Below are 25,530 nucleotides of genomic sequence, written 5' to 3' on the forward strand. Positions count from 1 at the left end.
GCGGCGGACGCATAGGGGGAGAGAAGTGTCACCTATGTATCCGGTTCAAAGTGTTACCCATCTATCGGCTGGACACCGGCAGGACAATGAGGGGCAGCACGCATGCAGGCGATTGGCGAACGGCCTTAGCAGTTGGCGCCTTCTGACAATCGGTTCAGCATCGAACTACAATTTGCAGGCGTTGGCGCCGCCCCTCATCTGCCTGCCAGCACCTTCTCCCCGTATAGTGACGGGGAGAAGGGAGCGAACTTCGATCAGTCTTCGTTGGCCTTGACGTGGACGCCCAGCGTCTTGGTCAGGTCGGCCGGGTTGGACATGGCGCCGGCCATGATCAGCGCGAACGGCACCGCTGCCGGCGGCTCGGCCGAAATCTCGAGGCTCTTCGGATCGTCGAGGTACTTGCTCACCGCGGCCGTCACTTCGGCGGTCAGTTCGGGATTGTTGAGCTGCGCCATGCCGAACGGCACGATCGCCTTGGCCTGGTTGGCGATGTCCTTGCCCGACATGCCCTGCTGCTTGCCGACATACTCAAGCACTTTGCCGGTGAGCGAATCGTCATCGAAGCGGATCGATGCGCTATTGAAGGAGAGCTGCTGCAACAGGCCGAGCAGGGCCATGCCTTGCGCCGAATTGTCAGCCCCTTCGGGCTGCGCCGCCATCTTCTTCTGCATCTCCTGCAGCGACTTGACGAAGTCGACCGTGTAGCCGCCGAGGCCGAAGGTCATGCCGAGCGTGCCGGCATTCTCGACCGAGATGTCGTATTTCGACAGGTCCATCTTGCCGTCGCTCGGCTGCCAGGTGCCGCCGATTTCGATATTGCCCGAGATGTTCTGGTAGCCGAGGGCCTCGATGGCTTCCTTGGATTTCGCATCGTCGACCAGGGTCAGGTCGGCGTTGAACTTTTCCGTGGTGGCGGAAAACTCCATCGCCTTGCCGTCGGCCGGCGGCGTGATCTGGACAGCAAGCCCATCCACCGAGAAGGCGGTCTTGTCGGCAACCTTGACCGTCAGGTTTTCGAGTTCGGCCGACTTGTAGATCATCATCGAGCCGAGCGGGCCTGTAGCGCCCTCAGCCGGGATGTTGGCGTCGTGGATGACGAAGGGGGTGAGGTTGAGCGTGACGCCATCCTTGCTGTGCTCGAAGGCCGAAGTCGTGATGGTCGCGACATCGAAGCCGCCATTGGCTTCGGTCACGCTCTCGAGCTTGACGTCGCCGATCGGCAGCGCCTCCTTTTCGGCCGCCGGTTTGACCGACACGCCCTGCAGCACCATGCTGGAATTGTCGCCGGTAACGCCGGTCCAGGTGATATCGACGCCCTGGACGGCAAGTGCGGCCTTCAGTCGGTCGGCAACCGCCGTGTCTTGCGCAAAGGCGGCATTCAGCGGCAGCGTCAGCAAAAAGGTCGAAAAAGCAAGTTTCTTGAGTGTCGAACGTTGGATTGTCATCGCGAGTTCCCTGAGAGAGTCCTGAAAAAGTGTTTTCTCAATTCTACGCCATCACCATTCCGTGACGAACTGGACGGGAAAAAGGCGCTTTCCCGCAGAGTTGTCGAAAATCACGGCGAAAGGCAAATCGGAGCGGGAGCCTTCGCCCGACGCGGTGAATATGTCATGAAGGTCGGGCTCCCCCGCGTACCGTCTCCTGCCTTAGAGAGGGCGTGTAACAGATTGATGTTGGTTGGCAACAGCACTGCTACCGTTGCTGTTGCACAGGGACGGCAAGGGGGAACATGAAGTCCGTCACATCCATTGTCGGACCTTGAGCCGCCCTCGTAAGCCCAAAGGCTGCAAAGTGCGGATTTCCGCAGCCCCGCCTTGCCGCGAATCACCCGCTCGGCTAGTCCAGCCGCATGGGAAAAAGGATTTTGCCGCCTGAAAATGGCGGCGGTGACCACATCGAACCGGTCGATCTGAAGAAGGCGCTGGAAGAGCGCTATCTTGCCTATGCGCTCTCGACCATCATGCACCGGGCGCTGCCTGACGTGCGCGACGGGCTGAAGCCTGTGCATCGCCGCATCATGCATGCGATGCGGCTGCTCAGGCTCAACCCCGACCAGGGCTTTGCCAAATGCGCCCGCATCGTCGGCGACGTGATGGGCAAGTTCCATCCGCATGGCGACCAGTCGATCTACGACGCGCTGGTGCGCCTGGCGCAGGATTTCTCCATGCGCTATCCCCTCGTCGACGGGCAGGGCAATTTCGGCAATATCGACGGCGATAACGCCGCCGCCATGCGCTATACCGAGGCGCGCATGACCGAGGTGGCGAGCGATTTGCTTGCCGGCATCACCGAGGACGCCGTCGATTTCCGGCCAACCTACAATGAGGAGGACGAGGAGCCCGTAGTGCTTCCCGGCGCCTTCCCGAATCTGCTCGCCAACGGTTCCTCCGGCATTGCGGTCGGCATGGCCACGTCCATCCCGCCGCACAATGCCGCCGAGCTTTGCAACGCAGCGCTGCAGTTGATCGAGCAGCCGGACGCGCCGGTGACAAAGCTGATGGAGTTCGTCCAGGGGCCGGATTTCCCGACCGGCGGCATCATCGTCGACAGCCGCGCATCCATCCTGGAGGCCTATGAGACCGGCCGCGGCGGTTTTCGCGTGCGCGCCAAATGGGGCCAGGAGGATCAGGGCAGGGGCACCTGGAGCATCGTCGTCACTGAAATCCCCTACGGCATCCAGAAGGCCAGGCTGATCGAGAAGATCGCCGAGCTTTTGATCGCGCGCAAATTGCCGCTGCTCGAGGATGTCAGGGATGAAAGCGCCGAGGACGTCCGCATTGTGCTCGTACCGAAGAGCCGTTCGGTCGATCCCGGCATTCTGATGGAATCGCTGTTCAAGCTGACCGAGCTCGAAAGCCGATTTCCCCTCAACATGAACGTTTTGTCGCGGGGCAAGGTGCCTAACGTCCTGTCGCTGAAGGGCGTGCTGAAGGAGTGGCTCGACCATCGGCGCGATGTGCTGATCCGCCGCTCGAAGCATCGGCTTGGCGAGATCGAGAAGCGGCTGGAAATCCTTGCCGGCTACCTGATCGCCTACCTCAACATCGACGAGGTCATCAGGATCATCCGCGAGGAGGATGAGCCCAAGCAGGTGATGATGGCCCGTTGGTCGCTCACCGACACCCAGGCCGAAGCCATCCTCAACATGCGGCTGCGGGCCTTGCGCAAGCTGGAAGAGTTCGAGATCCGCAAGGAGTTCGACGGTCTCACCACCGAGAAGAAGCAGATCGAGGCATTGCTCGCATCCGACGCCAAGCAATGGTCGACGATCAAATGGGAAGTCACGCAGGTTCGCGACAAGTTCGGCCCCGAGACCGAACTCGGCAAGCGCCGCACCCAGTTCGCCGACGCGCCGGAGCATGATCTGACCGACATTGCGCACGCCATGATCGAGCGCGAGCCGGTCACCGTGGTGGTCTCGGAAAAGGGCTGGCTGCGGGCGATGAAAGGCCATTTGGCGGACCATTCCACGCTCACCTTCAAGGAAGGCGACAGCCTCAAGCTCACCTTCCATGCCCAGACCACCGACAAGATCCTGGTCTTCACCACCGGCGGAAAATTCTACACCATCGGCGCCGACCGGCTGCCGGGCGGCCGCGGCCATGGCGAACCGATCCGCATCATCGTCGACATGGACAACGACCAGGACATCGTCACCGCCTTCGTCCACGACCCGAAGCGCAAGCTGCTGCTCGTCTCCTACGATGCCAATGGTTTCATCGTGCCGGAGGAGGAGGTCGTCGCCAACACCCGAAAGGGCAAGCAGGTGATGAACGTCAAGGCGCCCGACGAGGCCAAGGCCTGCATCCCGGTTTCCGGCGATCATCTCGCCATTGTCGGCGAGAACCGCAAGATGCTGGTGTTTGCGCTCTCCGAAATTCCGGAGATGGGCCGCGGCAAGGGCGTTCGCCTGCAGAAATACAAGGATGGCGGTCTGCTCGACCTGAAACCTTTCACGCTGGAGAGCGGCCTGTCCTGGCAGGATTCCGCTGACCGCACCTTCGTCAGGTCGCGCGAGGAGCTGGCGGAATGGATCGGCGCGAGAGCGTCGGCCGGACGGATGGTGCCGAAGGGATTCCCGCGGACGGGGAAATTTGGTTGAAGCTGCTGATCTCCCCCNGCGTCGGCCGGACGGATGGTGCCGAAGGGATTCCCGCGGACGGGGAAATTTGGTTGAAGCTGCTGATCTCCCCCCAAGTGGGGGAGATGGCCGGCAGGCCAGAGGGGGGCGCTGTCCCGCCAGCGCATCAAATCGTCATGGCTCGCCACTCGGTCGCAACTCTTGGGTCTTCAATGTCGGGTGCCAGGCGGCGATCCTTCGCGCCCCCCTCTGTCCTGCCGGACATCTCCCCCNGCGTCGGCCGGACGGATGGTGCCGAAGGGATTCCCGCGGACGGGGAAATTTGGTTGAAGCTGCTGATCTCCCCCACAAGGGGGGAGATTGGCAGCTTCACCAACCATTTGGACTATCGTCACGATTGCGGCACTATAACAGTGCATAAACGCTGTGTAGGCTGGGGAGAATTGACCGTTTGAAGGAAGCGAAGATCCAGAAGCCGGAACGTCAGCAGCGCCTGTTCGGCCTGTCGACACCGCTGCGGGCCGCCGTCATCCCGCCGCTGTCGGCGGCGCGCTGGCTGTTGGTGCTGATCGTCGCCGCCGGCGTTTATTTCTTCCACGGGTTCCTGTTTCCCGTGCTGGCAGCCCTCGTCATTGCTTTTGCCAGCTGGCCGCTCTACCGCCGGCTGCTTGCCGGTGTCGGCGGTAACCGCACGGTCGCCGCGACGCTCGCCATCCTGTTCATCCTCGCCTTCCTGGTGGTGCCGATAGCGCTCGCCGGCACCTACGCCATCAACGAGGTCCGCGAATGGGTCGGCTGGGCGATCGAGACCAACAGGCACGGCGCGGTCACACCGCACTGGATCACCTCGCTGCCTGTCGTCGGCGAGTGGCTGAACGAACAGTGGATCGACAATTTCGGCCATCCCGGCGGCATCGGCGAGCTGATCCAGCTGGTCAGCGGCGCCAATATCGGCAGCATCTATCGCGGCGTGCTGGCTGCCGGCGGCAGCGCCTTCGGCCTGTTGCTGACGCTGCTGTTCATGATGATCGCGCTGTTCTTCGCCTACCGCGACGGCGAACACTTTGCCAGCCAGATCGACCGGCTCGGCGAACGCATCCTGCCGACGCGCTGGGAGCGGATTTCGCGCGTCGTGCCGGCGACCATTTCCTCGACCGTTACCGGCATGACCGTGATCGCCATCGGCGAGGGGCTGGTGCTCGGCATCGCCTACTGGCTGGCCGGGGTGCCCTCGCCGGTGACGCTCGGCGCGCTCACCGGCGTCATGGCGCTGATCCCCGGTGGCGCGCCGCTGTCGTTTACGCTGGTATCGATCTACCTCGCCGCCAGCGGCTCGCCGATGGCGGGTCTGGCGCTGTTCATCTGGGGCGCGGTGGAACTGTTCATCGTCGACAAGACCTTGCGCCCGAAGCTGGTCGGCGGACCGATCAAATTGCCCTTCCTGCCCACCTTTTTCGGCCTGATCGGCGGCGTCAAGACGATGGGCTTTCTCGGCCTGTTCATCGGCCCCGTGCTGATGGCACTGCTGGTGGCGATATGGCGCGAATGGCTGCGCGAGGTGGAACTGGCCGAAGACACCGTTCCCGACGCGGCGGCCGAGCTCGAAGGCGGGCCGCCGCAGATCGAGATTGTCGCCGGCCCGGCGAAGAAAAGTCAGGCTGGGTAAGCGACGGTGAGCGCTGCCCGGCGCTTGCGCCCTTCATGCAACTGCCACAGGGAATGGGCAACCAGCGTGACGATCAGGATCACGCCGCCGATCAAGCTGTTGCGCGACGGCGTCTCGGCAAAGATCATCCATATCCAGACCGGCGCCAGAACCGTTTCCAGGAGATAGAACATCGCCACTTCCGGGCCTGAAATGTATTTCGGCCCGTTGGCGAGGCAGAAGAAGGCGAACGGCATGATGACGGCGCCGTTGAAAACGATCCACCATGGCGCCTCCACCTGAAAACCGGTCCTGGAGACCATGAGCGCCGCCAGCCCGAACGGCAGCAGGACGCCGGTCAGCGCGGTGAATCCCATATCCCTGCCGCTGGCGCGTGAAACGGTGATGGCGCAGGCAATCGCCAAGGCCGAACACAGCGCCATCACATCGCCGAACAGATTTCCCGTGCCGACGGAATCGCCGACGATGATCGCGATGCCGACGATCATCAGCGCCATTGCCGCAAGCGTCAGCGGCTGCGGTCGCTCCTTCAGGAACAGCCACGACAGCAGCGCCGAGAACATGGTGGAGAAGGCCAGGATGAAAACCAGATTGGCGGTCGAGGTGTTGTAGACGGCAGTGATGAAGGCGATTGCGCCGAGCCCGTAGAGGGTGGCGACGACGAGCCCCGACCAGCCGGGTATCAGCTGCGGAGCATTCTTGCTGAACGAGCGCCAGATGGCCCATACGATCAGCCCTGCCACGAAGGTGCAGCCGGTGCGCAGCAAAAGGATCGTCCAGGCTTCGCCATGGGCGAGCCGGATCAGGGGAATGTCGATGGTCAGCGCCAGCCCGCCAAGCGCGGTGAGCAGAAGTCCTTTGGTGTGGGCATTGTGAGAGGACATGCAACGGCTTTCGCAATGATTTGAGCAGATGCCAGTCGGCGCAATCGCCCCGCCAACGGGCGGAAAGACCAGCATCGTCTCGGCTGAAAATGTTTAGATCAGGATCTGGTAAGAAGAAAAATCAGCGCGTGACCGCTTCGTGGTCGTAGCGTTCCCAGCCCTTCGGGCCGAGATGCTCCTGCGGCATGAAGCGCATCTTATAGTTCATCTTGCGCGAGCCGTTGACCCAGTAGCCGAGATAGACGTGGGGCAAGCCCATGGCCCGGGCGCGGGCGATATGGTCGAGGATCATGAAGGTGCCGAGCGAGCGGTCCTCGAACTCGGGATTGAAGTAGGAATAGACCATCGACAGGCCATCGGCCATCTTGTCGGTCAGCGCCACGGCGATCAGCTCGCCCTGGCCCTTGCCGGTGATGAATGTGTCGGGGCCGCGGCGCCGGTATTCGATCACCTTGGTGTCGACATGGGTATCTTCGACCATCATGGCGTAGTCGAGCACCGTCATGTCGGACATGCCGCCGCGGCGATGGCGAGCGTCGAGATAGCCGCGAAACAGCGAATACTGCTCGGTCGACGGCTGCGCGTCGTGCATGGCGCCGATCAGATCGGAATTGCGCTGGATCACCCGCTTCATGTTGCGGCTGGCGGTGAACTCCTGCGCCAGGATACGCACCGAGACGCAGGCGCGGCAGGTCTCGCAGGCGGGACGGTAAGCGATGTTCTGCGAGCGCCGGAAACCGCCTTGCGTCAACAGGTCGTTCATCTCCGGCGCCTTGTCGCCGACCAGATGCGTGAACACCTTGCGTTCGAACTGGCCCTCGAGATACGGGCACGGCGATGGCGCGGTCAGGAAGAACTGCGGCGACTGGGTCGGATGGTGCGTCATCGAACCTTGGGAACACTCCTGCGAATCGCTCTACCTTTGGCTTGGCTGGCGAAAAATTCAACAGGATTGTGAAGGCGGGGTTGAACGGACCCCTTCACATTTGCGCACAAATGCCTGTTGGCGTCGGTTGGACGCCGGTTCAACGGTCGCTGCGGCTGACGACCGTGCCAAGCAGCAGGTCGTGCAGTGTGCGCTTGCGATCGGAAAACAGCGTCACCAGGAGGACGAGCGGCGTCAGGATGACCGTGCTCGCCCAGAACAGCACCGAATGGACAACGGCGGTGAGGCCGTCGATACGGCTGCCGTCGAGACGATCGAGCCGAATGCCCATCATCTTCATGCCTGATGTGGCCTGGTTGCGACCGCCCAGCGTGTTCCAGATGTAGAGAATGGCGACCGCCGGCACGAGGATGGAATACAGCGCCCAGCCAAGACCGAATGTCAAAAGGCCAAGCACGGCCACCAGGATCGCGAACGGAATGGTGAGCAGCGCCACGATGCAATAGTCGATGATGAAGGCCAGGATCCGCCGCGTGCGCACACCGTCATAGGCCCTGACGTCGTCGAGCCTGCTGGTGATGATTTCGCCGTCAAGTACGCGCGCGTTCATGTCATGTCCTCGCAACAGGCGCCACGCTAGGGTGCGCCGCCACTGAAATGGTGAAGACCGCGGGCGGAATCAAGATCGGTTCGTCCATCGGTCCTGCTCGGCAGTGTGACGCGGTTGAGCCGATTGAATTTGGTGGACGGATGGCGTTAGCTTGCTGCGGCGCAACAAGACGCCGAGGGGACGGGGTTACATGGATTACGACATGCTGGTCATCGGCAGCGGCCCTTCCGGGCGCCGCGCCGCGGTGCAATCGGCCAAGCTCGGCAAATCGGTGCTGGTGGTCGACAGGGGCCGGCGCCTCGGCGGCGTCTCGGTGCACACCGGCACCATCCCGTCGAAGACGCTGCGCGAGACGGTGCTGAACCTGTCCGGCTGGCGCGAGCGGGGCTTTTACGGCCGCGGCTACCGGGTCAAGCAGGACATCTCCATCGCCGACCTGGTCGAGCGGCTGCACAAGACGCTCGACCACGAGGTCGAGGTGCTGCAGCACCAGTTTATGCGCAACGCCGTCAAAAGCGTGCGCGCCATGGCGAAATTCGTCGGCCCAAACAAGGTCAGCCTGACGGCAGACAATGGCGACTACTCGGAGGTTGGTTTCACCAATGCGCTGATCGCGGTCGGCACCAGGCCGCACCGGCCGCGCGACGTGCCTTTCGACAAGATCCGCGTCTTCGACAGCGATGAGATGCTGGAACTCGACCATCTGCCGCGCACGCTGACGGTGATCGGCGCCGGCGTCATCGGCGTTGAATATGCGACGATCTTTTCGGCGCTCGACGTGCCGGTGACGCTGGTGGAGCCGCGCAACACCATCCTCGATTTCGTCGACCGCGAGATCGTCGACGACTTCATCCACCAGATGCGCGACCGCGGCATGACCATTCGCCTCGGCAGTACGGTCAAGGAAATCGTCTCAAAACCCGACTATGCCGAAGTGACGCTCGCCGATGGCCGCACCATCCGCTCCGAGATCGTGCTTTACGCCGCCGGCCGCAGCGGCAATCTCGGCAGCCTCGGCCTCGACGTGGTCGGCATCGAGGCCGATTCCCGGGGCCGCATCAAGGTCGATCCGCAGACCTTCCAGACCAGTGCGCCCAACATCTATGCCACCGGCGACGTCATCGGTTTCCCCAGCCTTGCCTCGACATCGATGGAGCAAGGCAGGGTGGCCGCCTGCCACGCCTTCGGCGTGCAACTGCCACCGCCGCCGGAAACCTTCCCCTATGGCATCTACGCCGTGCCGGAAATCTCCACCGTTGGTCAGTCGGAGGAGCAGGTGCGCGAGAGCGGCGCTGCTTATGAAGTCGGTCTGGCGCGGTTCCGCGAAACCTCGCGCGGCCACATCATGGGCGTCAACTCCGGCTTTCTGAAGCTGCTGTTCTCGGTCGAAACGCGCCGCCTGCTCGGCGCCCACATCGTCGGCGAAGGCGCCACCGAACTGATCCATATCGGCCAGGCGGTGATCAACCTCGGCGGCACGGTTGATTTCTTCGTCAACAACACCTTCAACTATCCGACGCTGGCCGAAGCCTACAAGATCGCCGGGCTCGATGCTTGGAACCGGATGGGACAGGGCTAGGCGACGAGCATCTGCTCAGCTGTTCCGCCGGGCGCCGATGCGGTCTACCAAGGTCTCCTAGCCTGCCTGGCGTGCGGCCAATGCTGGTCCCGCAAGCCACTGCCGGACGATGGCGGCATCCGGGTCGCCGATTTCGTGACCTGAAGGCACGATGCGCGCATCGACCTCGGCGCCATGTTTGTTGAGCAGCGTCACCAGTGGCGGCGCAAACGGCCCGTAGGTCTCATCGGCGGCACCGGCGACAATCAGGACGCGCGTTCCGGTCAGATTGGTTGCCGGCGCATCGTCAAGCACGGGCATTGCTCTCAGCAACGCCGCTTTTCGGACGAGGCCGGAGTTGAGCAGCATCAGGCTGGAAACCAGATTGGCGCCGTTGGAATAGCCGAGGAAAGTCGCCCGGGCGAGGTCGAGCCCGTGGCGCTTTGCGGCCTCGCTTGCGAAGGCGGCAAAGTACGATGTTTCGGCACGGATGCTCGCCTGTTCGAAACTGGTCGGCGTGATCCGCTCGAACCAGCGGAAGCCGTCTTCTTGGCGGATGCGGCCACGCACCGCGACCAGCGTGGCGTTAGGGGCGATCTGCCTCGCAATCGGGACCATCGTCGTTTCGTCGACACCCGATCCGTGCAGTAAAAACAGGCTCTCGCCGCCGGCATTCTCCGGCTTGAGGAGGCGGTAGGGAAAGGCCAGATCCTGGTGCAGAAAGGCGTTCTCGTCGCTATATCGATGCACGCTCATATCTCGTTGTTTTCACGGAGACATTGGTCCTTTGCCAGCTTCAAAACGGAATATTTTCACGCTCCGCCAAATGTGATTGCAACAGGCTCATTTCAGACCGTTTCTGCGCCGATATGCTCCCTGCGGGAGGAATCGAAGCGGTGTGCGCCGATGGTCGCATCCCGGCATGAACAACGCGAGCATCCTTGCTCTCCTTTGAGGCCTTTTGTCGATGACCCTGCCAGTCCCGCCCGATCGCGCCCCGCGTATCGCCGATCGCGCTCCGCGTATCGCCGATCGCGCTCCGCGTATCCCCGATCGCGACACGCGCATTGACGTGTTCCGTGCGCTCGCACTCCTGACCATCTATATCGACCACGTGCCGGGCACCGTCTTCGAAACGCTGACCTACAAGAATTTCGGATTCTCGGACGCGGCGGAAGCCTTCGTGCTGATTTCCGGCATGTCGGTCGCACTCGCCTATGGCAACAAGTTCCAGCCGGGCGGCCGGCTGCTGGCGATGTTGAAGATGTGGCGCCGGGCCGGCGTGCTTTACAGTGCCCACATCGTCACCACCATGGTTGTGATGGCGTTGTTCTGCGCCGCGGCGGTGTACGGCCGGCGGCCGGAACTGCTCAAGCTGATCAACATCGAGCCGCTGATGAAGAACACGCCGGAGGTCATGATCGGCATTGTCACGCTCGGCCACCAGCTTGGCTACAACAACATTTTGCCGGTCTATGCGGCGCTGCTGTTGATGGCGCCGCTTTTCCTGCTCTTCGTCAGCTACCGGCCGCTCCCGGCGCTGGTCTTTTCCGGCGCGCTGTGGCTTGCCGCCGGCCTCTGGCAGATCGCGCCGCCGAACTATCCCGAGCCCGGCTTCTGGTTCCTCAACCCGCTGTCCTGGCAATTCCTGTTCAACATCGGCCTTGCCGGCATGCTGCATGCCAGGCGCGGCGGCACAATTCCCGTCAATCGTTGGCTGGTGGGCGCCGCGGCGACCTATGTCGCGGCAGCGGCGGTCTGGGTGCACAGCCCGCTCTGGGGCGAGATAACGTGGTTTAACCTGCCCGTGGTGATCGGCGGCTTCGACAAGACGTTCCTGTCGCTGCCGCGGCTCCTGCACATATTGGCGGTGAGCTATCTGATCGTCGCCCTGCCGGCTTTCTCGAACCTGTTCCGTCTCAGCCCGGACCATCCGCTTGCCCTGCTCGGCAAGCGCTCCTTGCCGGTGTTCCTCGCCGGCACGCTGATCGCCATGGCGGCGCAGGTGATGAAGCTGATCAATCCGGGCGGCTTTGCCTATGACGTCTTGCTGATTTCGGCCGGCATCGCCATGCAATTCGCGCTCGCCTTCTATCTTGAGTGGCTGTCCGGCATCGGCTTGGGCAAAAAGCCGGTTCGCAAAGAAGCGCCAGCCGTTCACCAGACCTTCGGCATGCCCGCGATGCCAAGGCTAAGCCGATGATCCCACATCAGCCGCCTAGCTAGCAGGCGAGGGGCCGGACGACCCCCGCACCACAAGATCGACCGGCAGCAATTGCCGGTGCTGCGAGCCGTCATTTTCGAGGATCGCCTTGACGGCCAGCCGGCCCATCTCGGCGATCGGCTGGGCGACAGTGGTTAGTGGCGGCTCGGAGTCGGCGCCTTCCGGCACGCCGTCGAAGCCGACGATTGACACATCGCCCGGCACGGCAATGTTACGCTCGCGCAGCCAGTCGAGCGCATGCAGCGCGATCTTGTCCGACATGGCCAGGATTGCCGTCGGCGTCTGCGGCAGCGCGAAAATATGATCGAGGCCGGCCCGAACGCTCGCCTCGTCATTGAGGGTTTCGTAGATTGGCACTTGCGAGACGTCGATGCCGAAGCGGGAGAGCTCGCCGAAATAGCCACGCAGACGGTCGCGTGTGCCCGAGTAGAGGGATGTCGTCTCGACTTGCTCCTGCGTGACGGGACCAAAGCCAGCGTCGGCAGATTCCAGGGCGAGTACGGCAAAGCTGCGATGGCCGAACTCGGCCAGATGGCGCGCCGCCAGACCCGCGCCGGCGACGTTGTCGACGCCGATCGCAGCGACCGCCTCATTTTCCGAATCGAGATCAAGCGCCACGAAAGGCAGTTTGCGTTCGCGCGCCAGTTCGACCAGCCGCGACCCACCCTCGATGCAGAACACGATGAAGCCGTCGACCAGGGCGCTCTGGATGTTCCAGGCGAGCTGCTCGCTGTTGGCGGCCGAGACCAGCGAAATTCCGGCGCCGGTGGCGTCGCAGGCCTGCGAAATGCTGGCCATCATGACGCGGGCAAAGGGATCGTCGAAGAAATAGGACAATGGTTCTGCCGTTGCCACGCCGATGGCGTTGACCTTGCCGGCGCGCAGCAGCCGGCCCTTGGGATCCGGGCCGGCATAGCCCATCGCTTCCGCCGCCGCCTTGACCCGCTCGCGGACCTCTTCGCGCACGATTTCCGGGCGAGCGAACACGTTGGACGCGGTACCGTGCGAGACCCCGGCCGCCTTGGCGATGTCGGCAAGCCGCACTGGTCTCGTCTTGCCGGAGGTCAATGCCGTCATTTTCGTCTCCTGAACCGGAGCCTGTTTAGCACTTTCGTTGGATCGGTTCAAATTTTCCCTTGATCGGACGGCGGAGAGAGTCTATATTTGAATCGATCCAAGGGATTCACCAAGTACAACTTGGATCGATTCAAGAGGAGGGTGCCATGCATCCCGTGAATTATCTGTTCGAAGACATCTATGGCAATGATTGGGGCATAGTCTCCGACGCCGCCACCCGCAAGCGCCGCGACAAGGTCGGGCCGTGGAGGCGTGACCTGCAATACCTTGTGAAACGCAAGCGCAGCTGATCGGCCCCGGCATTTTCGTGCCAGCTGATTGGATCGATTCAAGTTCTTGAAGAGGAGCACGAACATGCATCCCGTGAAACATCTGTTCGAAGACATTTATCGCAATTACTGGGGTATCTCGCCTGCCACGGAGCAGCCGCAACGGCGGCGGCCGACCAAGCCTGCCAAGCGCAACCGCGACCTGCTGCCGGAAAACCGGCAGGATTAAGCCTCGTGTGGTATCTGATGGGGCAGGGTTCTTGCCTCGTCAGGACCGTTGCCGCACGAGCGCCGAGGCCGCGATCACCAGCCAGCCCGCGATGAGCAAGGTGCCGCCGATCGGCGCCGACATCGGGAACAGCCGCGATCCCACGAAATCCCGTGCCAGCAGATCGCCGCAGAACAGAACAAGCCCGACGAGCAGCACCAGGCTGCCGATCCGCAAGATCCGGTTTGCGCCGGCGAGGCCGACGGCCAAAAACACCGGCGCATGCATGAGCAGGAAGGATGCGGCCGTGCCGACGAACGCGCCGCCGAGATGCGCTGAAGCCGCCGACAGCGCCACGCCCGCCGCGCCGGCAATGCCGCCGGCGAAAACGAGGATGCGCGCGCTGTTTGCTGGTGCTGACTCGGCGATGCTCATGTCTCGGGCTCCGTGATTGACGATAGGCGGCGCGACCTGTCTGTCAGGATTTTTCCGATATCGCCAGCATGTCGCGCGTGCGGCGCGCCTGGGCCAGCCAATTATACGCGGCACCGCCCGCCATCAGCAACGACGTGCCGAGAAACACCGCGCGCATGCCGAAATGGCCGCCGACGAAGCCGCCCAGCAGCGGCCCCGCAACCTGGCCGACATATTGCGCCGAGATTGCCAGGCCCAGCACATTGCCGCCGACCCCATCGGGAACATTGTGGCGGATGACGCTGGTGATGCAGGGCAACAGCCCGCCCAGCACCAGACCCATAAGGAACCGCAGCCCGACCAACTGCCAGCTCTCGGTGACGAAGGCCTGCGGTATCAACAGCAGCGCCGAGACGGCCAGCGATGCGACGATGACGTTCCAGTGGCCGATGCGGTCGGCGAGTTTGCCCAACCGTGACGCCGACAGGATGGCGCCGAGTGCGGCCGCCGACATGACGACACCTGAGACCAGGGTCACCCGGCTTGCGTCCGCGACCAGTTGCTGGACGTAGACGGTGATGATCGGCTCGATCGACATGTTGGCGAAGGTGAACAGCATGCCGGTCGCCAGCATGGCCACGACAGGGCGTTTGTCGGGGATCTGCGCCCAACTTCCCTTTGGTTTCTCCTCGCGTTTTGCCTGTACTGGCGGGCGAGGCATCTCCTTTATCAGGAACGTCGTCGCCAGCGCCGCCAGGAAAATGACGCCGCCCGCGATGAGGAAGGTGGCGCGAATACCGATCAGTGGCGGCAGCGCGCCGCCAAGCAACGGGCCGACCAGGGAGCCTGCGGTGATGCCGGCCGACAGCACGCCAAGCGCCCAGCCGGAGCGCTCCTTCGGCGTCTGCATGGCGACAAGGATCGTCGAGCCTGAGGAATAACCGCCGGCAAAGCCGATCAACAGGCGCAAAAGCACCAATTGCCAGACGGTCTGCACCATGCCGGTCAGCGACATGCAGATCGCCATGCCGAAACTGGCGCGCACCAGCATCACCTTGCGGCCATAACGGTCACCCAGCCGCCCCCACAGTGGCGCGACAAGGGCGGCGGCAAGGAAGGTGGCGCCGAAAGCGATGCCGGACCATTGCACGATCGCCGCGTGGCCGACGGCGCCCAGCTGTTCGACATAGAGCGGCAGGAACGGCAGCAGCAACGTCATCGCCACAAGCGTGCTGAATGATCCGGCAAAGCACACGAACAGGTTGCGCCGCCAATGAATGTTGTAGGTGGAAGGCGCTTCGGCGGCCTGCGCTGCACTGTCCTGCGGCATGTCCTGTCCTGTCCGCTTGCTGCGGATACCATTTTGGGATACCAACTTGGTACCTCATGGACGCAAAGCCCGGCTGCTGTCAATCAGGCGCTCTCAAAGTGATCGGCAAGACCAACGGCCGATCGCCAGCAATGGAAGCAACTATGTCGCAGATGCAGATCGTCGAAAAAGCGCTTCGCGAGATGATCCTTGGCCTCGAGATCGGTCCTGGCGAGCGGCTGACGGAGCGCTGGATCGAGAGCCGCTTCGGCGCCTCGCGCACGCCGGTCAGGGCAGCCCTGCTGCGGCTGGAGACGGAAGGGCTGATCTGCCGCGACGGGCGCGGTTGGACCGTGTCGCCGATCAACCTTGCCGAATTGGAACAGATCGCTGTGTACCGCGAAGCGGTCGAGGTCGCGGCGGTCAGGCTGACTTCGGCGCTGGCCGACAGGAGCGCAGCCGATGTCATCGAGGCGATGCTGGACTCCTGCGACACTGCCACGCCGCGCGAGGAATGGCACCGCGTCGGCATGGATTTCCATATCGAACTGGCGCGGCTCTCCGGCAACGAGTTCCTGTTTCGGGCCGTGCGCGATGCCATGACGCGCCTGTCGCGGGCGCGCTGGCTGGAGGTGCGCGACGAGGCGGCGCTTGGCCGCGCCTGGAGCGAGCATCACGCCATTCTGGCAGCGGTGCGGGCCGGCGATGCCGATGCGGCGGCGGCGCGACTTTCCGCCCATATCGCCGGCAGCCGCGCCCGCCTGGTGACGTCGTTGCACAATGACCGGCGCGGCCTGCGCGCCAGGGGTTTTGCCGTCGTCGCCGCTTGATACCGGTCACGAAAACGAAAGAACGCCGACGCCATCCGCTTTCGGCCTCGCTTCGCGGACGCCGATGGCGTAAGAGGCGGCCATGGAAAACAACCGATTTGAAACACCCGTGACCGTTAAGTCGGGCACGGAGGGAAGCACTCAGCTCTTGCGTACGGTGCGCGAGGCTTCCGATTACCTGCTCAACAGCTGGCCCGGCAAGCGCAGCCCCAAGCACCGCGAAGCGCTGCAGGCCTGCCATGACGCGCTGGCCGGCGACAAGCCGGCGATGATTGCAAGACGCGCCTTCATCGCCGCCGCGCGCGAGGTCAACGTCTTCGTCAGCGACAAGGCCCCGGCCTGATCACATCGGCCTGATCACACCGGCATTTTGCCAGGATCCGGCCCGTTTCGCGGGCCGGTGATCCTGTCTTGCCTATTTTTCTGTCTCGGTGTCGGTTTTGGAACTTGCCTCGTTCTCAGGCTCGGCGCGCTCCTTGGCCGCGACCTTGGCGGCGAGCTTCTCCGCCTTCTTGGCGGCCTTCTGCCGGTCGCGCTCTTTGCGTTCCTGACCGTAATTCGGTGGTCGAGCCATATCGTTTCCTTTCGCTGTGCCTGATCCTGCCTAGAAGCATTGGCCGGCAAACACAACAGCGCCGCGAGGGCAGATGCCAGCGGTTCTGGACTTGCGTGATGGCGAACACAATGGTTTAGAAAAGGCTGCGGGACAGTTGCTGGAGCCGCCGCCGACCGATTTCGAATCAAAACGACCGATGGCCACGCTTCAAAGAAACGCACAGAAGCTGATCTACTATGCGCGCAACGCCATGCGCGACATCGCGCCGCCGGTTCTTTTCCGGCGCCGGCTCGGCCGGCTGCTCGATCAGGCCAGGCTTTCCGACGCATCGGTCCGCCAGCGGCTCAATTACTACAACACGCTGCGGGAGCCTTTTAGCCCCAGCCCCGAGGCCGTGCCGGTCAGCCGGCTGCCGTCGGACCGCAGCATGTACTATTACGATCTGAAGGAGTTCACCCGTTATTTCGACCCAGATCTGCGCATCGACCTGGAATTCGGCGACGTCATCGAAGTGCCGAAGATGCCGTCGATCGTCAAGGACCGGCCGATAGCGGGCGACAACGGCAACGGCGTCCTGTTCAAGCTGAACAAGTTCCGTCATTTCTACATGCCGGCCGACGATGTCGCCTTCGCCGACAAGCATCCGCTCGTCGTTTGGCGCGGCGAACTCAACAATCCGATCCGCACCTTGTTGCTGGATGCAGCCCGCAATCTGCCGTTCTGCGATGTCGGCACGCCGAGGGCGACAGCACTTGCGGAATACCGCAAGCCCTATCTCAGCATCGATCAGCAGCGCCGCTATCGCTACATCATCTCGCTCGAAGGCAATGATGTCGCGACCAATCTGAAATGGATCATGAGCTCGAACTCGCTCTGCCTGATGCCGCCGCCGACTTACGAGACCTGGTTCGCCGAGGGGCAACTCGAGCCCGATGTCCATTATGTGCCGCTGGCGCCCGACTTCAGCGATCTGGCCGAGCGGGTGCATCATCTCGAGCAGCATCCGGCCGAGGCCCAGCGCATCGTTGCGGCGGCCAACGCCTATTGCCGCAAATTCGCCGACGAGCGGGCCGAGCAGGCGATCTGCCTGCTCGTGCTCTACAAATATTTCGTGCTCAGCGGCCAGATCGAGCCCGATCCGCAGGTCTGGCGGTTTATCGCGGGCTAGCCGCTTCCGGCGCCCTTAAGTCAGATAACGCTGCGGTCCATAACCAGATCGGCCGGGCCGAAGCGGTCCTTCGCCGTAAACTGCTGGTGCCAGTAGGGATAGAGCACCGGCGGCCGGCTGACGGCATCGAGGCGCTGGCGTTCATCAAAGGACAGCGTCAGGCTTGCCGCGGCGAGATTGTCTTTCAACTGGGCCTCGTTGCGTGCGCCAATCACCAGCGAACTGACGGCCGGCCGGCCAAGCAGCCAGGCCAGCGCCACCTGGGCCGCCGAGACGCCGCGAGTGGCGCCGATGTCGACCAGCACGTCGACGATCCGCCACAGCCGGTCCTCGTCGCGGATCGGTGGTTCCGACCAGCCGCCGATCTGGCGCGCCGTCGGACTGTCGCGGCGGTATTTTCCCGACAGCAGGCCGCCGGCGAGCGGGCTCCACACCAGCACGCCAAGGCCCTGGTCGACCGAGATCGGCAAGAGCTCATACTCGGCCTCGCGTGCTTCCAGCGTGTAGTGGATCTGCTGGGTGACGAAGCGCGGCTGGTGCTGGCTGTCGCTGATGCCGAGCGCCTTCATGACCTGCCAGCCGGAATAGTTGGAGCAGCCGACATAGCGGATCTTGCCCTGGGCAACCAGCGTGTCGAGCGCGGCGATGGTTTCCTCGAGCGGCGTCGCGCCATCCCATTCGTGCAGGAAATAGATGTCGATGACATCTGTCCTGAGGCGCTTCAGGCTCTTCTCGCATTCGCGGATCAGATGATGGCGCGACAGGCCCTCGTCATTGGGGCCCTTGCCGATCCGCATGCGCGCCTTGGAGGCGATCAGCACGTCCTTCTTGCGCTTGCCGCCGAGCGCCTCGCCGATGATCTCTTCCGACAATCCGTTCGAATAGACATTGGCGGTGTCGATGAGATTGATGCCGGCATCGATGCAAGTGTCGATGATGCGCGAGGCCTCCGCGAGATCGGAATTGCCGACGGCAGCGAACGGCCCGCTGCCGCCGAAGGTCATGGTTCCCAAGGTCAGCGTCGAAACTTTCAAGCCGGAACGGCCAAGCGTGCGGTATTCCATGTCGGTCCTCGCAATTTTGGTGGGTGGGGATTTACTGGAGAAGGGCGGGCAGCCCGAACGGGTCGGCCATTTGTAGGACAATTTGAGCGGCTTGTCGCCATGCCACGGCGATGGATCAGCCATGCCTCGCCGATTTGCAGCGATGATCGGCTGGCTGGCGGGTTGCAATAAAACCGTCATTGCCGGCCTATATCAAGTCGGCTCAGGGTTTCATGTCAGCCGGCAAGCGGAGCAGTGGAAATGACCGAGTTGAAGCAGAATTCTCCGGCCAGGGATTGGCTGGAAGCCGAACTCGCCGACATGCTCGACGAGGACTATGAGCTTGAAATGTCGGAGCCGGCGCTGTCGCTGGAGATCTCCAAGATCTACAAGAACGCGCATCCGCCGTCGATCGACCGCATGCAGTATTTCCGCGACCTGATCGGCTTGCAGTCGGAACTAATCAAGCTGCAGTCCTGGGTCGCCTACCACAAGAAGAAGCTGGTGGTGGTTTTCGAAGGACGCGATTCCGCCGGCAAGGGCGGCGTCATCAAGCGCATCACCCAGCGCCTCAACCCGCGCATCTGCCGCGTCGTGGCGCTGCCGGCGCCGACCGAGCGCGAAAAATCGCAGTGGTATTTCCAGCGCTACGTGCCGCATCTGCCGGCCGGCGGCGAGATCGTGCTGTTCGACCGCTCCTGGTACAACCGCTCCGGCGTCGAGCGGGTGATGGGCTTTGCCGAACCCGATCAGGTCGAAGAGTTCTTCCGCGACGTGCCGGAGTTCGAGCGCATGTTGGTCCGCTCCGGCGTCACGCTGGTCAAATACTGGTTCTCGATCACCGACGAGGAACAGCAGATGCGCTTCATGATGCGCATCCACGACCCGATGAAGCAGTGGAAGCTGTCGCCGATGGACCTGCAGTCGCGCGTGCGCTGGGAGCAGTACACCAAGGCCAAGGAAGAGACGTTTGCCCGCACCAACATCCCCGAGGCACCGTGGTACATCGTCGAAGGCAACGACAAGAAGCGGGCGCGGCTGAACTGCATCGACCATCTCCTCAAACAGCTGCCCTATGAGGACGTGCCGCACGAAGAAATCACGCTGCCCGAGCGGGTGTTCAACCCGGAGTACGAGCGCCAGGTCCTGCCGCGCGAGCTTTACGTGCCGGAGAAGTATTGAGCGTCTTCGCAATTGAAGACACGAGAGGACGGCATTCTTTCGCGCCCCCCTCTGTCCTGCCGGACATCTCCCCCACAAGGGGGGAGATTGGCAGCTTCGCCGATGGCGCCCTTCTTGCTACGTTGATGAGTGGCGAAAGCCGGCGCGACATCCGATCTCCCCCGGCGTGGGGGAGATGTCCGGAAGGACAGAGGGGGCGCGACGGATCGCAATTTTCCCAAATGAGGCTTACACCCGCTTGATCGTCACATGCGTGGCGAGCGCTGTCGCCACCTGCTCGGTGCACTGGTAACCCAGCTTCAGCATATCCAGCCCGGCAAACAGGCTCTCGCCCCTCCCGAGCAACACCGGCGACACCGCCAGATGCAACTCGTCAATGAGCTTCTCTTGCAGATATTGCCGGATGGTGGAAACGCCGCCGCCGACGCGGACATCCTTGCCGCCGGCCGCGGCCTTTGCTTGTTCGAGCGCGGCGTGGATGCCGCCGGTAACGAAGTGGAAAATGGTGCCGCCTTCCATCACAATGGAGTCGCGCTCGTAGTGGGTCAGCACGAAGGTCGGCACATGATAGGGCGGGTTGTCGCCCCACCAGCCTTTCCAGCTCTCGTCTGGCCATTCGCCGCGGATTGGACCGAACATGTTGCGGCCGAGGATCCAGGCGCCGACATTGTCGAAGCTGCGGACGGTGAACCGGTCGTCCACATCGGTGCTGCCGCCATCCTTGCCGACCATCTCGTGGAAGGTGCGGGTGCCGGTCATCCATTTGTGCAGATCTTCGCCACCAACGCCGAGCGGATTTTGCAGGTCCTGGTCAGGACCGGCGCCGAAACCGTCGAGCGACAAGGTGAAGGCATTGACGCGGAGTTTGGACATGGAAGACTCCCTTTGATGACCAGTTGTGATTTGCAATCAGTATTCAAACTGATTGCATTTTGCAACTAGTATTTTAGAGGCAAGCCGATCTGTGGAATGCGCAGGGACCTCAAGCCGCCACGCGCTTCGGCATCACCGCAAACGGGCTGAGCCCAAGCCAGATCTGCATCTTGCCGGCGACGTCGAGATCGCCGGTCAGGCTGATCTTGTCGCGTTCCTTGTGAACTGTCGTCAGCCCCATCCAGATCGAGGTCATGGTGCACAGATCGGTCGAGACGTAGAGATCGACGTCGAAGCCCGGATCGTACCAGCAAAGATCGACCTCGCCCTGCTTTTCGACGATCAGCCACCACGATCGTTTTGACGCCGGCAGGTCATGGTACAGGAATTGTATCACGGTGCGCCCGTCCGGCAGCGGACTGGGGTTCAGATTGCGCCGCATGTCCCACATCAGCAGCGACGGATCGAGGTTTTTGAGCGACAGCCTGGCCTCGACCCATTTCTGGCCCCAAAACCCCATCGCCTCGACAACCGGGCGCAAATCCCGGCCCGCCTCGGTCAGCCGGTATTCGAACACGCCCTTCTCGGTCGCGATCTCGGTCCGCTCGACGATGCCGCCGGCCTCGAGGTCCTTGAGCCGTTGCGACAGAAGGGTTGGCGACATTTTCGGCACGCCGCGGCGCAAATCGTTGAAGCGGGTCGACCCCGCCACCAGTTCGCGCAGCAGCACCATGGTCCAGCGTGTGCAGAGCAGCTCGGCGGCCATGGAGAGCGGGCAGAATTGCTTGTAACCGGCTTGTGTCATGTGGTGAGCTCCAAAAGATGTTGCCGGACCTTATTCAGAAAACCTGAGTTCAGCCAGTACAGAAGCTGTACTGGCACCCCCGGTACAGTTCTGTGACTGGAGCGGTCCGGCGCCGCCATGCGAGGCAGCGGTCACGTCACCGGGCAGTCCGGTGCCGATCCATGAGGAGTTGGACAATGACCGCTTACGTGATCGCAGACATCAAGGTGAAGGACGACAAATGGGTGCCGGCCTATGCCGCTTCGGTGCATGACCTCGTCCACAAGCATGGCGGCAAGTATCTCGCCCGCAGCGGCAATGTGAAGACGCTGGAGGGCAAGCCGCTCGACACCAGCCTGATCGCCATCATGGCGTTTCCGTCGGCAAAGGCAGCCGAAGCCTTCACCAACGATCCGCAATACGCTCCGTTTGTGGCGGAGCGTCAGAAGGGCAGCGACAGCCGCTTCCAACTGATCGACGATACCGATCTCGCCGGAACGATTCCTTATTTGCCAAAGGCGTGAGGAAAAGCCGGAACCCGGAGCATCCAGGTTCCGGCTAACCCTTCAGCAGTTGCGCCACTTCCGGCGCGAAGTAAGTCAGGATGCCGTCACAGCCGGCGCGCTTGAAGGCGAGCAGCGATTCCAGCATCGCCTTTTCGCCGTCGATCCAGCCATTGGCGGCCGCCGCCTTGATCATCGAATATTCGCCTGACACCTGGTAGGCGAAGGTCGGCATCTGGAACTCGTCCTTCAGCCGGCGGATGATGTCGAGATAGGGCAGGCCGGGCTTGACCATCAGCATGTCGGCGCCCTCGGCGATATCCTGCTCGGCCTCGCGCACCGCTTCGTCGGAATTGGCGTGGTCGAGATAGTAGGTCTTCTTGTCGCCCTTGAGCAGGCCGGCGGTGCCGACCGCCTCGCGGTAGGGGCCGTAGAAGGCGGAGGCGAATTTCGTCGCATAGGACATGATCGCCACATCCTGAAAACCATTGGCGTCGAGTGCGTCGCGGATGGCGCCGATGCGGCCGTCCATCATGTCGGACGGCGCGATGATGTCGGCGCCGGCCGCTGCCTGGATGACGGCCGCGGCGGTCACCTGTTCCACTGTCTCGTCATTGACGATGATGCCGTCGCGCAAGATGCCGTCATGGCCGTGCGAGGTGAACGGGTCGAGCGCCGCATCGGTGATGATGCCGATCTCCGGCACCGCGTCCTTGATGGCGCGGGTGGCGCGGTTGATGATGTTTTCCGGGTCGAGGATGTGCGATCCCGTCTGGTCGCGCAGGCTGAGTTCAACATTGGGGAAGGTGGCGATCGCCGGAATGCCGAGCTTAGCGGCCCGCTCGGCCTCCTTGACGGCGAGGTCCAGCGACAGGCGGAAGACGCCGGGCATGGCGGCGATCGGCTCGCGCGTGTTCTTGCCGTCGATGACGAAGATCGGCCAGATCAGATCGTTCACCGTAAGCCGGTTTTCCTGCACCAGGCGGCGCGACCAGTCGGCCTTGCGCATGCGCCGCAAGCGGCGGCTGCCGGTGATCTCGTCGACGCTGCGCGCACCGGCGGGCTTTGCCGGTGCGAATTTGTTGCTCGTCGCGGGGGTGAATTTGTTCATCGCAAAAACTCCGGGTCGGGGCGGCTTTTACCACGAGGCCTTGCCGCTGACCAATGCGACACGATTGTGCCAGTCGATAACGCGCTGCTTACGGCTTCGGCGGCCACGCCAGTTCTGGGCCGGTTTTGAAGAACGACACATTGTTGGTGAAGGTGCTCTCCGGGGCGAGCCGGATCAGGCGCCCGTCCGGATGGCCGATGTCGGCGACATTGTCGATGAACCAGCGGTTCCAGGTCGCCTCCGGGCCGAGATATTTGTGCAGCAGCCGTTTGAAGCGGTTCGGCGCCATCGCTTCTATGGTGGCGACGCCGCGCAGGCCGAGATGCAGCAGGATGCCGGCCTCATTGTCGAAATGGACGATCTCCACGGCGCAGCGCGGGTCACGTTCGAGGTGTTTGACAGCACTTGCGCCGGTCGAGCCGAGTAGCCAGATCGCAGCGTCCTCCCAGATGAACCACATCGGCGCGTTGCGCGGCGCGCCGTCAGCGGGCACGGTCGCCAGATTGGCCATCAGCGGGCGGCTGAGAACATCATCCGGGTCGAACTTTTTCGGCATCTCCCAGCCATGGCTCGGCGCTGCGGTTTCAAGCGTCATGCGTTTGTCCCTGCATCAGAAGAAAGGCTGTTTTGCCCGGCAATTTTGCGCGCATTTCTGTCGGGGGCAAAGCACGGTCGCGTTGCCTTGCGAAAATCCAAACCGCGCCCGCCGGTTGACGCACCCATGCGCCACCTTTAGCACTTCAGTCCCGCAGGCGCGGGGAGGGATTCTCTGACGATGGACTTTGGCGGCGGCGACGAGATCCGCTTCGAACGGTTGGGCAAGGCAGGCGTCGTCACGCTGACGCGGCCGCAGGCGCTCAATGCGCTGACACATCGCATGATCAAGGCGCTGGACAAGGCGCTCGACGCTTTTGAACGCGACGCCGGCATCGATGTCGTCGTCGTCAAGGCCGAGGGCAGGGCGTTTTGCGCCGGCGGCGACATCATGCACGTCTACGAGGCCCGCGCCGGAAAGCCGCCGGTCGAGTTCTTCGCCGACGAATACCGGCTTAACGCCCGCATTAACAGTTACAAAAAGCCCTACGTCGCGCTGATCGACGGGATCGTGATGGGCGGCGGCGTCGGCATCTCGTTCCACGGCTCGCAGCGCGTGCTGACCGAGAACGCCCAGTTCGCCATGCCCGAAGTCGGCATCGGTTTCTTCCCCGATGTCGGCGGCAGCCATCTTCTGCCTGACCTTGGCGGCAGTTTCGGCATGTATCTGGCGCTGACCGGCAACCGCATCCGCTATGGCGATGCGCTGTGGTCTGGCCTGGCCACCCACACCATAAAGGCCGCCGACCAATCCGCCTTTCTCGATCGGCTCTGCGCCAATGGCGATCCGGAATCGGTGCTGCGCGGCTTCTTCGTGCCGGCCCGGCGCGAAACCGCCCAGCCGGTGCTGGAAGCCATCGCCCGGCATTTTTCCCAACCCTCGCTCGCCGAAATCCTCAAGAGCCTGGAGCGGGCGGCAGGCGCCGACGAGTTTGCCGCCAAGACGCTGGCCACCATCCGCACCCGCTCGCCGACCAGCCTCAATGTCGCGTGGCGCCAGATCAGCGCCGGGCTGACGCTGTCGATGGAAGCCTGCATGAAGATGGAGTTCCGCATCCTCAACCGCATGCTGGCCGGGCACGACTTCTATGAAGGCATCCGCGCCGTCCTCGTCGACAAGGGTTCGACGCCGCAGTGGCGGCCGGCAAGCCTGGCCGAGGTCGACGCTGCTTCGGTGGACGCCTATTTCGCGCCGCTCGAACGGGAGCTCGAACTGTGAGCGAGGTCACGTCGCGGCGCATCGTGCTGCAGCCCTCGGGCGTCGAGATCATCTTCGCCTGGTTCCAGCGCGTCATAGCTGGCTATTGCCTGCTGTTCGGCATCCTGTACTGGATCCGGCTGATCGGTTTTTATCCCGGCCCGCTGTGGCGCTTCGACCTGATGCCGGTGCACTGGCAGGTCGTGGCGGTGATGCTGGCCGTGTTCTTCCCCTTCGCCGCCGCCGGCCTGTGGATGCTGGCGTCGTGGGGCCCGGTGATCTGGTTCATCTGTGCTGTCACCGAGACCATAATGTATGCCGGCTTCCCCGATCTCTACGGCCACCGGCCGCTGATCGTCTTCTCGCATGCCGCGGTCGCGCTGCTCTACATCGCCTTCCGCGTCGTCATCTGGATGCGCAAGCGCCCTGCGCGCGCCTGAAACGCCGCCCCGCAGCCATTGGCTAAATCTTTAGGTTAATTATCCTTGCTCGGGTGACCGTT

The 25,530-nt window shown here is 63.0% G+C and carries 27 protein-coding genes; 13 read left to right on the forward strand and 14 right to left on the reverse strand.

Going from position 1 to position 25,530, the window contains the following annotated elements:
- Positions 1 to 254: 254 nt before the first annotated feature.
- Positions 255 to 1,445 (reverse strand): hypothetical protein, encoded by a 1,191-nt coding sequence (locus tag X757_RS140295; protein ID WP_023715386.1) that lies wholly within the window; start codon positions 1,443 to 1,445, stop codon positions 255 to 257.
- Positions 1,446 to 1,849: 404 nt separating this feature from the next.
- Between X757_RS140295 and parC the strand changes: the two genes are divergently transcribed.
- Positions 1,850 to 4,102, forward strand: coding sequence for a DNA topoisomerase IV subunit A (gene parC / locus X757_RS140290; protein ID WP_023715387.1), 2,253 nt, complete (start codon positions 1,850 to 1,852; stop codon positions 4,100 to 4,102).
- A gap of 430 nt (positions 4,103 to 4,532) precedes the next feature.
- Positions 4,533 to 5,747, forward strand: coding sequence for an AI-2E family transporter (locus X757_RS140280; protein ID WP_023727506.1), 1,215 nt, complete (start codon positions 4,533 to 4,535; stop codon positions 5,745 to 5,747).
- On the opposite strand, the gene X757_RS140275 is transcribed toward X757_RS140280, so the two are convergent.
- The 3 genes from X757_RS140275 to X757_RS140265 form a co-directional block, all read right to left on the reverse strand.
- Positions 5,735 to 6,631: a DMT family transporter gene (locus X757_RS140275; protein WP_023727507.1), complete on the reverse strand. Its 897-nt coding sequence runs from the start codon at positions 6,629 to 6,631 to the stop codon at positions 5,735 to 5,737. The genes X757_RS140280 and X757_RS140275 overlap by 13 nt on opposite strands.
- 121 nt (positions 6,632 to 6,752) lie before the next feature.
- Complete coding sequence (locus X757_RS140270; protein WP_023682417.1) at positions 6,753 to 7,517, reverse strand: arginyltransferase; 765 nt, start codon at positions 7,515 to 7,517, stop codon at positions 6,753 to 6,755.
- A gap of 139 nt (positions 7,518 to 7,656) precedes the next feature.
- Positions 7,657 to 8,127 carry an RDD family protein gene (locus tag X757_RS140265; RefSeq protein ID WP_023673020.1) on the reverse strand — a complete coding sequence of 157 codons (471 nt, stop codon included), beginning with the start codon at positions 8,125 to 8,127 and terminating at the stop codon, positions 7,657 to 7,659.
- Between the two features lie 190 nt (positions 8,128 to 8,317).
- Between X757_RS140265 and sthA the strand changes: the two genes are divergently transcribed.
- Complete coding sequence (gene sthA / locus X757_RS140260) at positions 8,318 to 9,706, forward strand: Si-specific NAD(P)(+) transhydrogenase (protein WP_023682415.1); 1,389 nt, start codon at positions 8,318 to 8,320, stop codon at positions 9,704 to 9,706.
- Positions 9,707 to 9,763: 57 nt separating this feature from the next.
- Here sthA and X757_RS0134960 read toward each other — a convergent pair whose 3' ends face one another.
- Complete coding sequence (locus X757_RS0134960; protein ID WP_245275123.1) at positions 9,764 to 10,435, reverse strand: alpha/beta hydrolase; 672 nt, start codon at positions 10,433 to 10,435, stop codon at positions 9,764 to 9,766.
- A gap of 217 nt (positions 10,436 to 10,652) precedes the next feature.
- Between X757_RS0134960 and X757_RS140255 the strand changes: the two genes are divergently transcribed.
- Complete coding sequence (locus X757_RS140255; RefSeq protein WP_023727508.1) at positions 10,653 to 11,888, forward strand: OpgC family protein; 1,236 nt, start codon at positions 10,653 to 10,655, stop codon at positions 11,886 to 11,888.
- Between the two features lie 15 nt (positions 11,889 to 11,903).
- On the opposite strand, the gene X757_RS140250 is transcribed toward X757_RS140255, so the two are convergent.
- Positions 11,904 to 12,986, reverse strand: coding sequence for a LacI family DNA-binding transcriptional regulator (locus X757_RS140250; protein WP_023682412.1), 1,083 nt, complete (start codon positions 12,984 to 12,986; stop codon positions 11,904 to 11,906).
- A gap of 146 nt (positions 12,987 to 13,132) precedes the next feature.
- On the opposite strand from X757_RS140250, the gene X757_RS1000000168675 reads away from it, so the two are divergent.
- Together X757_RS1000000168675 and X757_RS1000000168680 are read left to right on the forward strand one after the other, a co-directional pair.
- Entirely contained in the window at positions 13,133 to 13,276 is a 144-nt protein-coding gene (locus X757_RS1000000168675) for a hypothetical protein (protein WP_023705079.1), read from the forward strand.
- Positions 13,277 to 13,340: 64 nt separating this feature from the next.
- Positions 13,341 to 13,484 carry a hypothetical protein gene (locus X757_RS1000000168680; RefSeq protein WP_023689522.1) on the forward strand — a complete coding sequence of 48 codons (144 nt, stop codon included), beginning with the start codon at positions 13,341 to 13,343 and terminating at the stop codon, positions 13,482 to 13,484.
- 39 nt (positions 13,485 to 13,523) lie between these two features.
- On the opposite strand, the gene X757_RS140245 is transcribed toward X757_RS1000000168680, so the two are convergent.
- Together X757_RS140245 and X757_RS140240 are read right to left on the reverse strand one after the other, a co-directional pair.
- Positions 13,524 to 13,898, reverse strand: coding sequence for a DUF423 domain-containing protein (locus tag X757_RS140245; protein ID WP_023673013.1), 375 nt, complete (start codon positions 13,896 to 13,898; stop codon positions 13,524 to 13,526).
- Between the two features lie 43 nt (positions 13,899 to 13,941).
- Positions 13,942 to 15,207, reverse strand: a complete 1,266-nt coding sequence (locus X757_RS140240) for a multidrug efflux MFS transporter (protein ID WP_023727509.1) — start codon at positions 15,205 to 15,207, stop codon at positions 13,942 to 13,944.
- 143 nt (positions 15,208 to 15,350) lie between these two features.
- Between X757_RS140240 and X757_RS140235 the strand changes: the two genes are divergently transcribed.
- Positions 15,351 to 16,016 (forward strand): GntR family transcriptional regulator, encoded by a 666-nt coding sequence (locus X757_RS140235; protein WP_023727510.1) that lies wholly within the window; start codon positions 15,351 to 15,353, stop codon positions 16,014 to 16,016.
- Between the two features lie 109 nt (positions 16,017 to 16,125).
- Complete coding sequence (locus X757_RS140230) at positions 16,126 to 16,359, forward strand: DUF982 domain-containing protein (RefSeq protein ID WP_245259900.1); 234 nt, start codon at positions 16,126 to 16,128, stop codon at positions 16,357 to 16,359.
- A 72-nt stretch (positions 16,360 to 16,431) separates the two neighbouring features.
- Here the strand turns inward: X757_RS140230 and X757_RS1000000167170 are convergent, their stop codons facing one another.
- A complete protein-coding gene (locus tag X757_RS1000000167170; protein WP_023673009.1) occupies positions 16,432 to 16,590 on the reverse strand; it encodes a hypothetical protein in 159 nt (52 codons plus the stop codon).
- A 178-nt stretch (positions 16,591 to 16,768) separates the two neighbouring features.
- Here X757_RS1000000167170 and X757_RS140225 point away from each other — a divergent pair, with 178 nt between their 5' ends.
- Positions 16,769 to 17,740, forward strand: coding sequence for a glycosyl transferase family 90 (locus X757_RS140225; RefSeq protein WP_023682407.1), 972 nt, complete (start codon positions 16,769 to 16,771; stop codon positions 17,738 to 17,740).
- Positions 17,741 to 17,760: 20 nt separating this feature from the next.
- Here X757_RS140225 and X757_RS140220 read toward each other — a convergent pair whose 3' ends face one another.
- Positions 17,761 to 18,804: an aldo/keto reductase gene (locus X757_RS140220; protein WP_023727511.1), complete on the reverse strand. Its 1,044-nt coding sequence runs from the start codon at positions 18,802 to 18,804 to the stop codon at positions 17,761 to 17,763.
- 240 nt (positions 18,805 to 19,044) lie between these two features.
- On the opposite strand from X757_RS140220, the gene ppk2 reads away from it, so the two are divergent.
- Complete coding sequence (ppk2, locus tag X757_RS140215) at positions 19,045 to 19,965, forward strand: polyphosphate kinase 2 (RefSeq protein ID WP_023682405.1); 921 nt, start codon at positions 19,045 to 19,047, stop codon at positions 19,963 to 19,965.
- A gap of 228 nt (positions 19,966 to 20,193) precedes the next feature.
- Here the strand turns inward: ppk2 and X757_RS140210 are convergent, their stop codons facing one another.
- Positions 20,194 to 20,838 (reverse strand): dihydrofolate reductase family protein, encoded by a 645-nt coding sequence (locus X757_RS140210; RefSeq protein WP_023727512.1) that lies wholly within the window; start codon positions 20,836 to 20,838, stop codon positions 20,194 to 20,196.
- Between the two features lie 109 nt (positions 20,839 to 20,947).
- Positions 20,948 to 21,643, reverse strand: coding sequence for a helix-turn-helix domain-containing protein (locus X757_RS140205; protein WP_023682403.1), 696 nt, complete (start codon positions 21,641 to 21,643; stop codon positions 20,948 to 20,950).
- A gap of 176 nt (positions 21,644 to 21,819) precedes the next feature.
- On the opposite strand from X757_RS140205, the gene X757_RS140200 reads away from it, so the two are divergent.
- Positions 21,820 to 22,146, forward strand: coding sequence for a DUF1330 domain-containing protein (locus X757_RS140200; protein ID WP_023693250.1), 327 nt, complete (start codon positions 21,820 to 21,822; stop codon positions 22,144 to 22,146).
- 34 nt (positions 22,147 to 22,180) lie between these two features.
- On the opposite strand, the gene hemB is transcribed toward X757_RS140200, so the two are convergent.
- Together hemB and X757_RS140190 are read right to left on the reverse strand one after the other, a co-directional pair.
- Complete coding sequence (hemB, locus tag X757_RS140195) at positions 22,181 to 23,236, reverse strand: porphobilinogen synthase (RefSeq protein WP_023727513.1); 1,056 nt, start codon at positions 23,234 to 23,236, stop codon at positions 22,181 to 22,183.
- An 88-nt stretch (positions 23,237 to 23,324) separates the two neighbouring features.
- A complete protein-coding gene (locus X757_RS140190) occupies positions 23,325 to 23,831 on the reverse strand; it encodes a pyridoxamine 5'-phosphate oxidase family protein (protein ID WP_031251593.1) in 507 nt (168 codons plus the stop codon).
- A gap of 180 nt (positions 23,832 to 24,011) precedes the next feature.
- Here X757_RS140190 and X757_RS140185 point away from each other — a divergent pair, with 180 nt between their 5' ends.
- Positions 24,012 to 25,049, forward strand: a complete 1,038-nt coding sequence (locus X757_RS140185; protein WP_023727515.1) for an enoyl-CoA hydratase/isomerase family protein — start codon at positions 24,012 to 24,014, stop codon at positions 25,047 to 25,049.
- Entirely contained in the window at positions 25,046 to 25,468 is a 423-nt protein-coding gene (locus X757_RS140180) for a DUF6163 family protein (protein WP_023682398.1), read from the forward strand. Before X757_RS140185 ends, X757_RS140180 begins: the two co-directional genes overlap by 4 nt.
- The last annotated feature ends 62 nt before the right edge of the window (positions 25,469 to 25,530 follow it).

It is taken from the genome of Mesorhizobium sp. LSHC412B00 (assembly GCF_000503035.1).
Lineage (GTDB): Bacteria > Pseudomonadota > Alphaproteobacteria > Rhizobiales > Rhizobiaceae > Mesorhizobium.

Coding starts and splice junctions, on each gene's coding strand:
- X757_RS140295 (WP_023715386.1), bottom strand. CDS start 1,445: ATGACAATCCAACGTTCGACACTCAAGAAACTTGCTTTTTCGACCTTT.
- parC (WP_023715387.1), top strand. CDS start 1,850: ATGGGAAAAAGGATTTTGCCGCCTGAAAATGGCGGCGGTGACCACATC.
- X757_RS140275 (WP_023727507.1), bottom strand. CDS start 6,631: ATGTCCTCTCACAATGCCCACACCAAAGGACTTCTGCTCACCGCGCTT.
- X757_RS140270 (WP_023682417.1), bottom strand. CDS start 7,517: ATGACGCACCATCCGACCCAGTCGCCGCAGTTCTTCCTGACCGCGCCA.
- X757_RS140265 (WP_023673020.1), bottom strand. CDS start 8,127: ATGAACGCGCGCGTACTTGACGGCGAAATCATCACCAGCAGGCTCGAC.
- sthA (WP_023682415.1), top strand. CDS start 8,318: ATGGATTACGACATGCTGGTCATCGGCAGCGGCCCTTCCGGGCGCCGC.
- X757_RS140255 (WP_023727508.1), top strand. CDS start 10,653: ATGACCCTGCCAGTCCCGCCCGATCGCGCCCCGCGTATCGCCGATCGC.
- X757_RS140250 (WP_023682412.1), bottom strand. CDS start 12,986: ATGACGGCATTGACCTCCGGCAAGACGAGACCAGTGCGGCTTGCCGAC.
- X757_RS1000000168675 (WP_023705079.1), top strand. CDS start 13,133: ATGCATCCCGTGAATTATCTGTTCGAAGACATCTATGGCAATGATTGG.
- X757_RS1000000168680 (WP_023689522.1), top strand. CDS start 13,341: ATGCATCCCGTGAAACATCTGTTCGAAGACATTTATCGCAATTACTGG.
- X757_RS140245 (WP_023673013.1), bottom strand. CDS start 13,898: ATGAGCATCGCCGAGTCAGCACCAGCAAACAGCGCGCGCATCCTCGTT.
- X757_RS140240 (WP_023727509.1), bottom strand. CDS start 15,207: ATGCCGCAGGACAGTGCAGCGCAGGCCGCCGAAGCGCCTTCCACCTAC.
- X757_RS140235 (WP_023727510.1), top strand. CDS start 15,351: ATGTCGCAGATGCAGATCGTCGAAAAAGCGCTTCGCGAGATGATCCTT.
- X757_RS1000000167170 (WP_023673009.1), bottom strand. CDS start 16,590: ATGGCTCGACCACCGAATTACGGTCAGGAACGCAAAGAGCGCGACCGG.
- X757_RS140225 (WP_023682407.1), top strand. CDS start 16,769: ATGGCCACGCTTCAAAGAAACGCACAGAAGCTGATCTACTATGCGCGC.
- X757_RS140220 (WP_023727511.1), bottom strand. CDS start 18,804: ATGGAATACCGCACGCTTGGCCGTTCCGGCTTGAAAGTTTCGACGCTG.
- ppk2 (WP_023682405.1), top strand. CDS start 19,045: ATGACCGAGTTGAAGCAGAATTCTCCGGCCAGGGATTGGCTGGAAGCC.
- X757_RS140210 (WP_023727512.1), bottom strand. CDS start 20,838: ATGTCCAAACTCCGCGTCAATGCCTTCACCTTGTCGCTCGACGGTTTC.
- X757_RS140205 (WP_023682403.1), bottom strand. CDS start 21,643: ATGACACAAGCCGGTTACAAGCAATTCTGCCCGCTCTCCATGGCCGCC.
- X757_RS140200 (WP_023693250.1), top strand. CDS start 21,820: ATGACCGCTTACGTGATCGCAGACATCAAGGTGAAGGACGACAAATGG.
- hemB (WP_023727513.1), bottom strand. CDS start 23,236: ATGAACAAATTCACCCCCGCGACGAGCAACAAATTCGCACCGGCAAAG.
- X757_RS140190 (WP_031251593.1), bottom strand. CDS start 23,831: ATGACGCTTGAAACCGCAGCGCCGAGCCATGGCTGGGAGATGCCGAAA.
- X757_RS140185 (WP_023727515.1), top strand. CDS start 24,012: ATGGACTTTGGCGGCGGCGACGAGATCCGCTTCGAACGGTTGGGCAAG.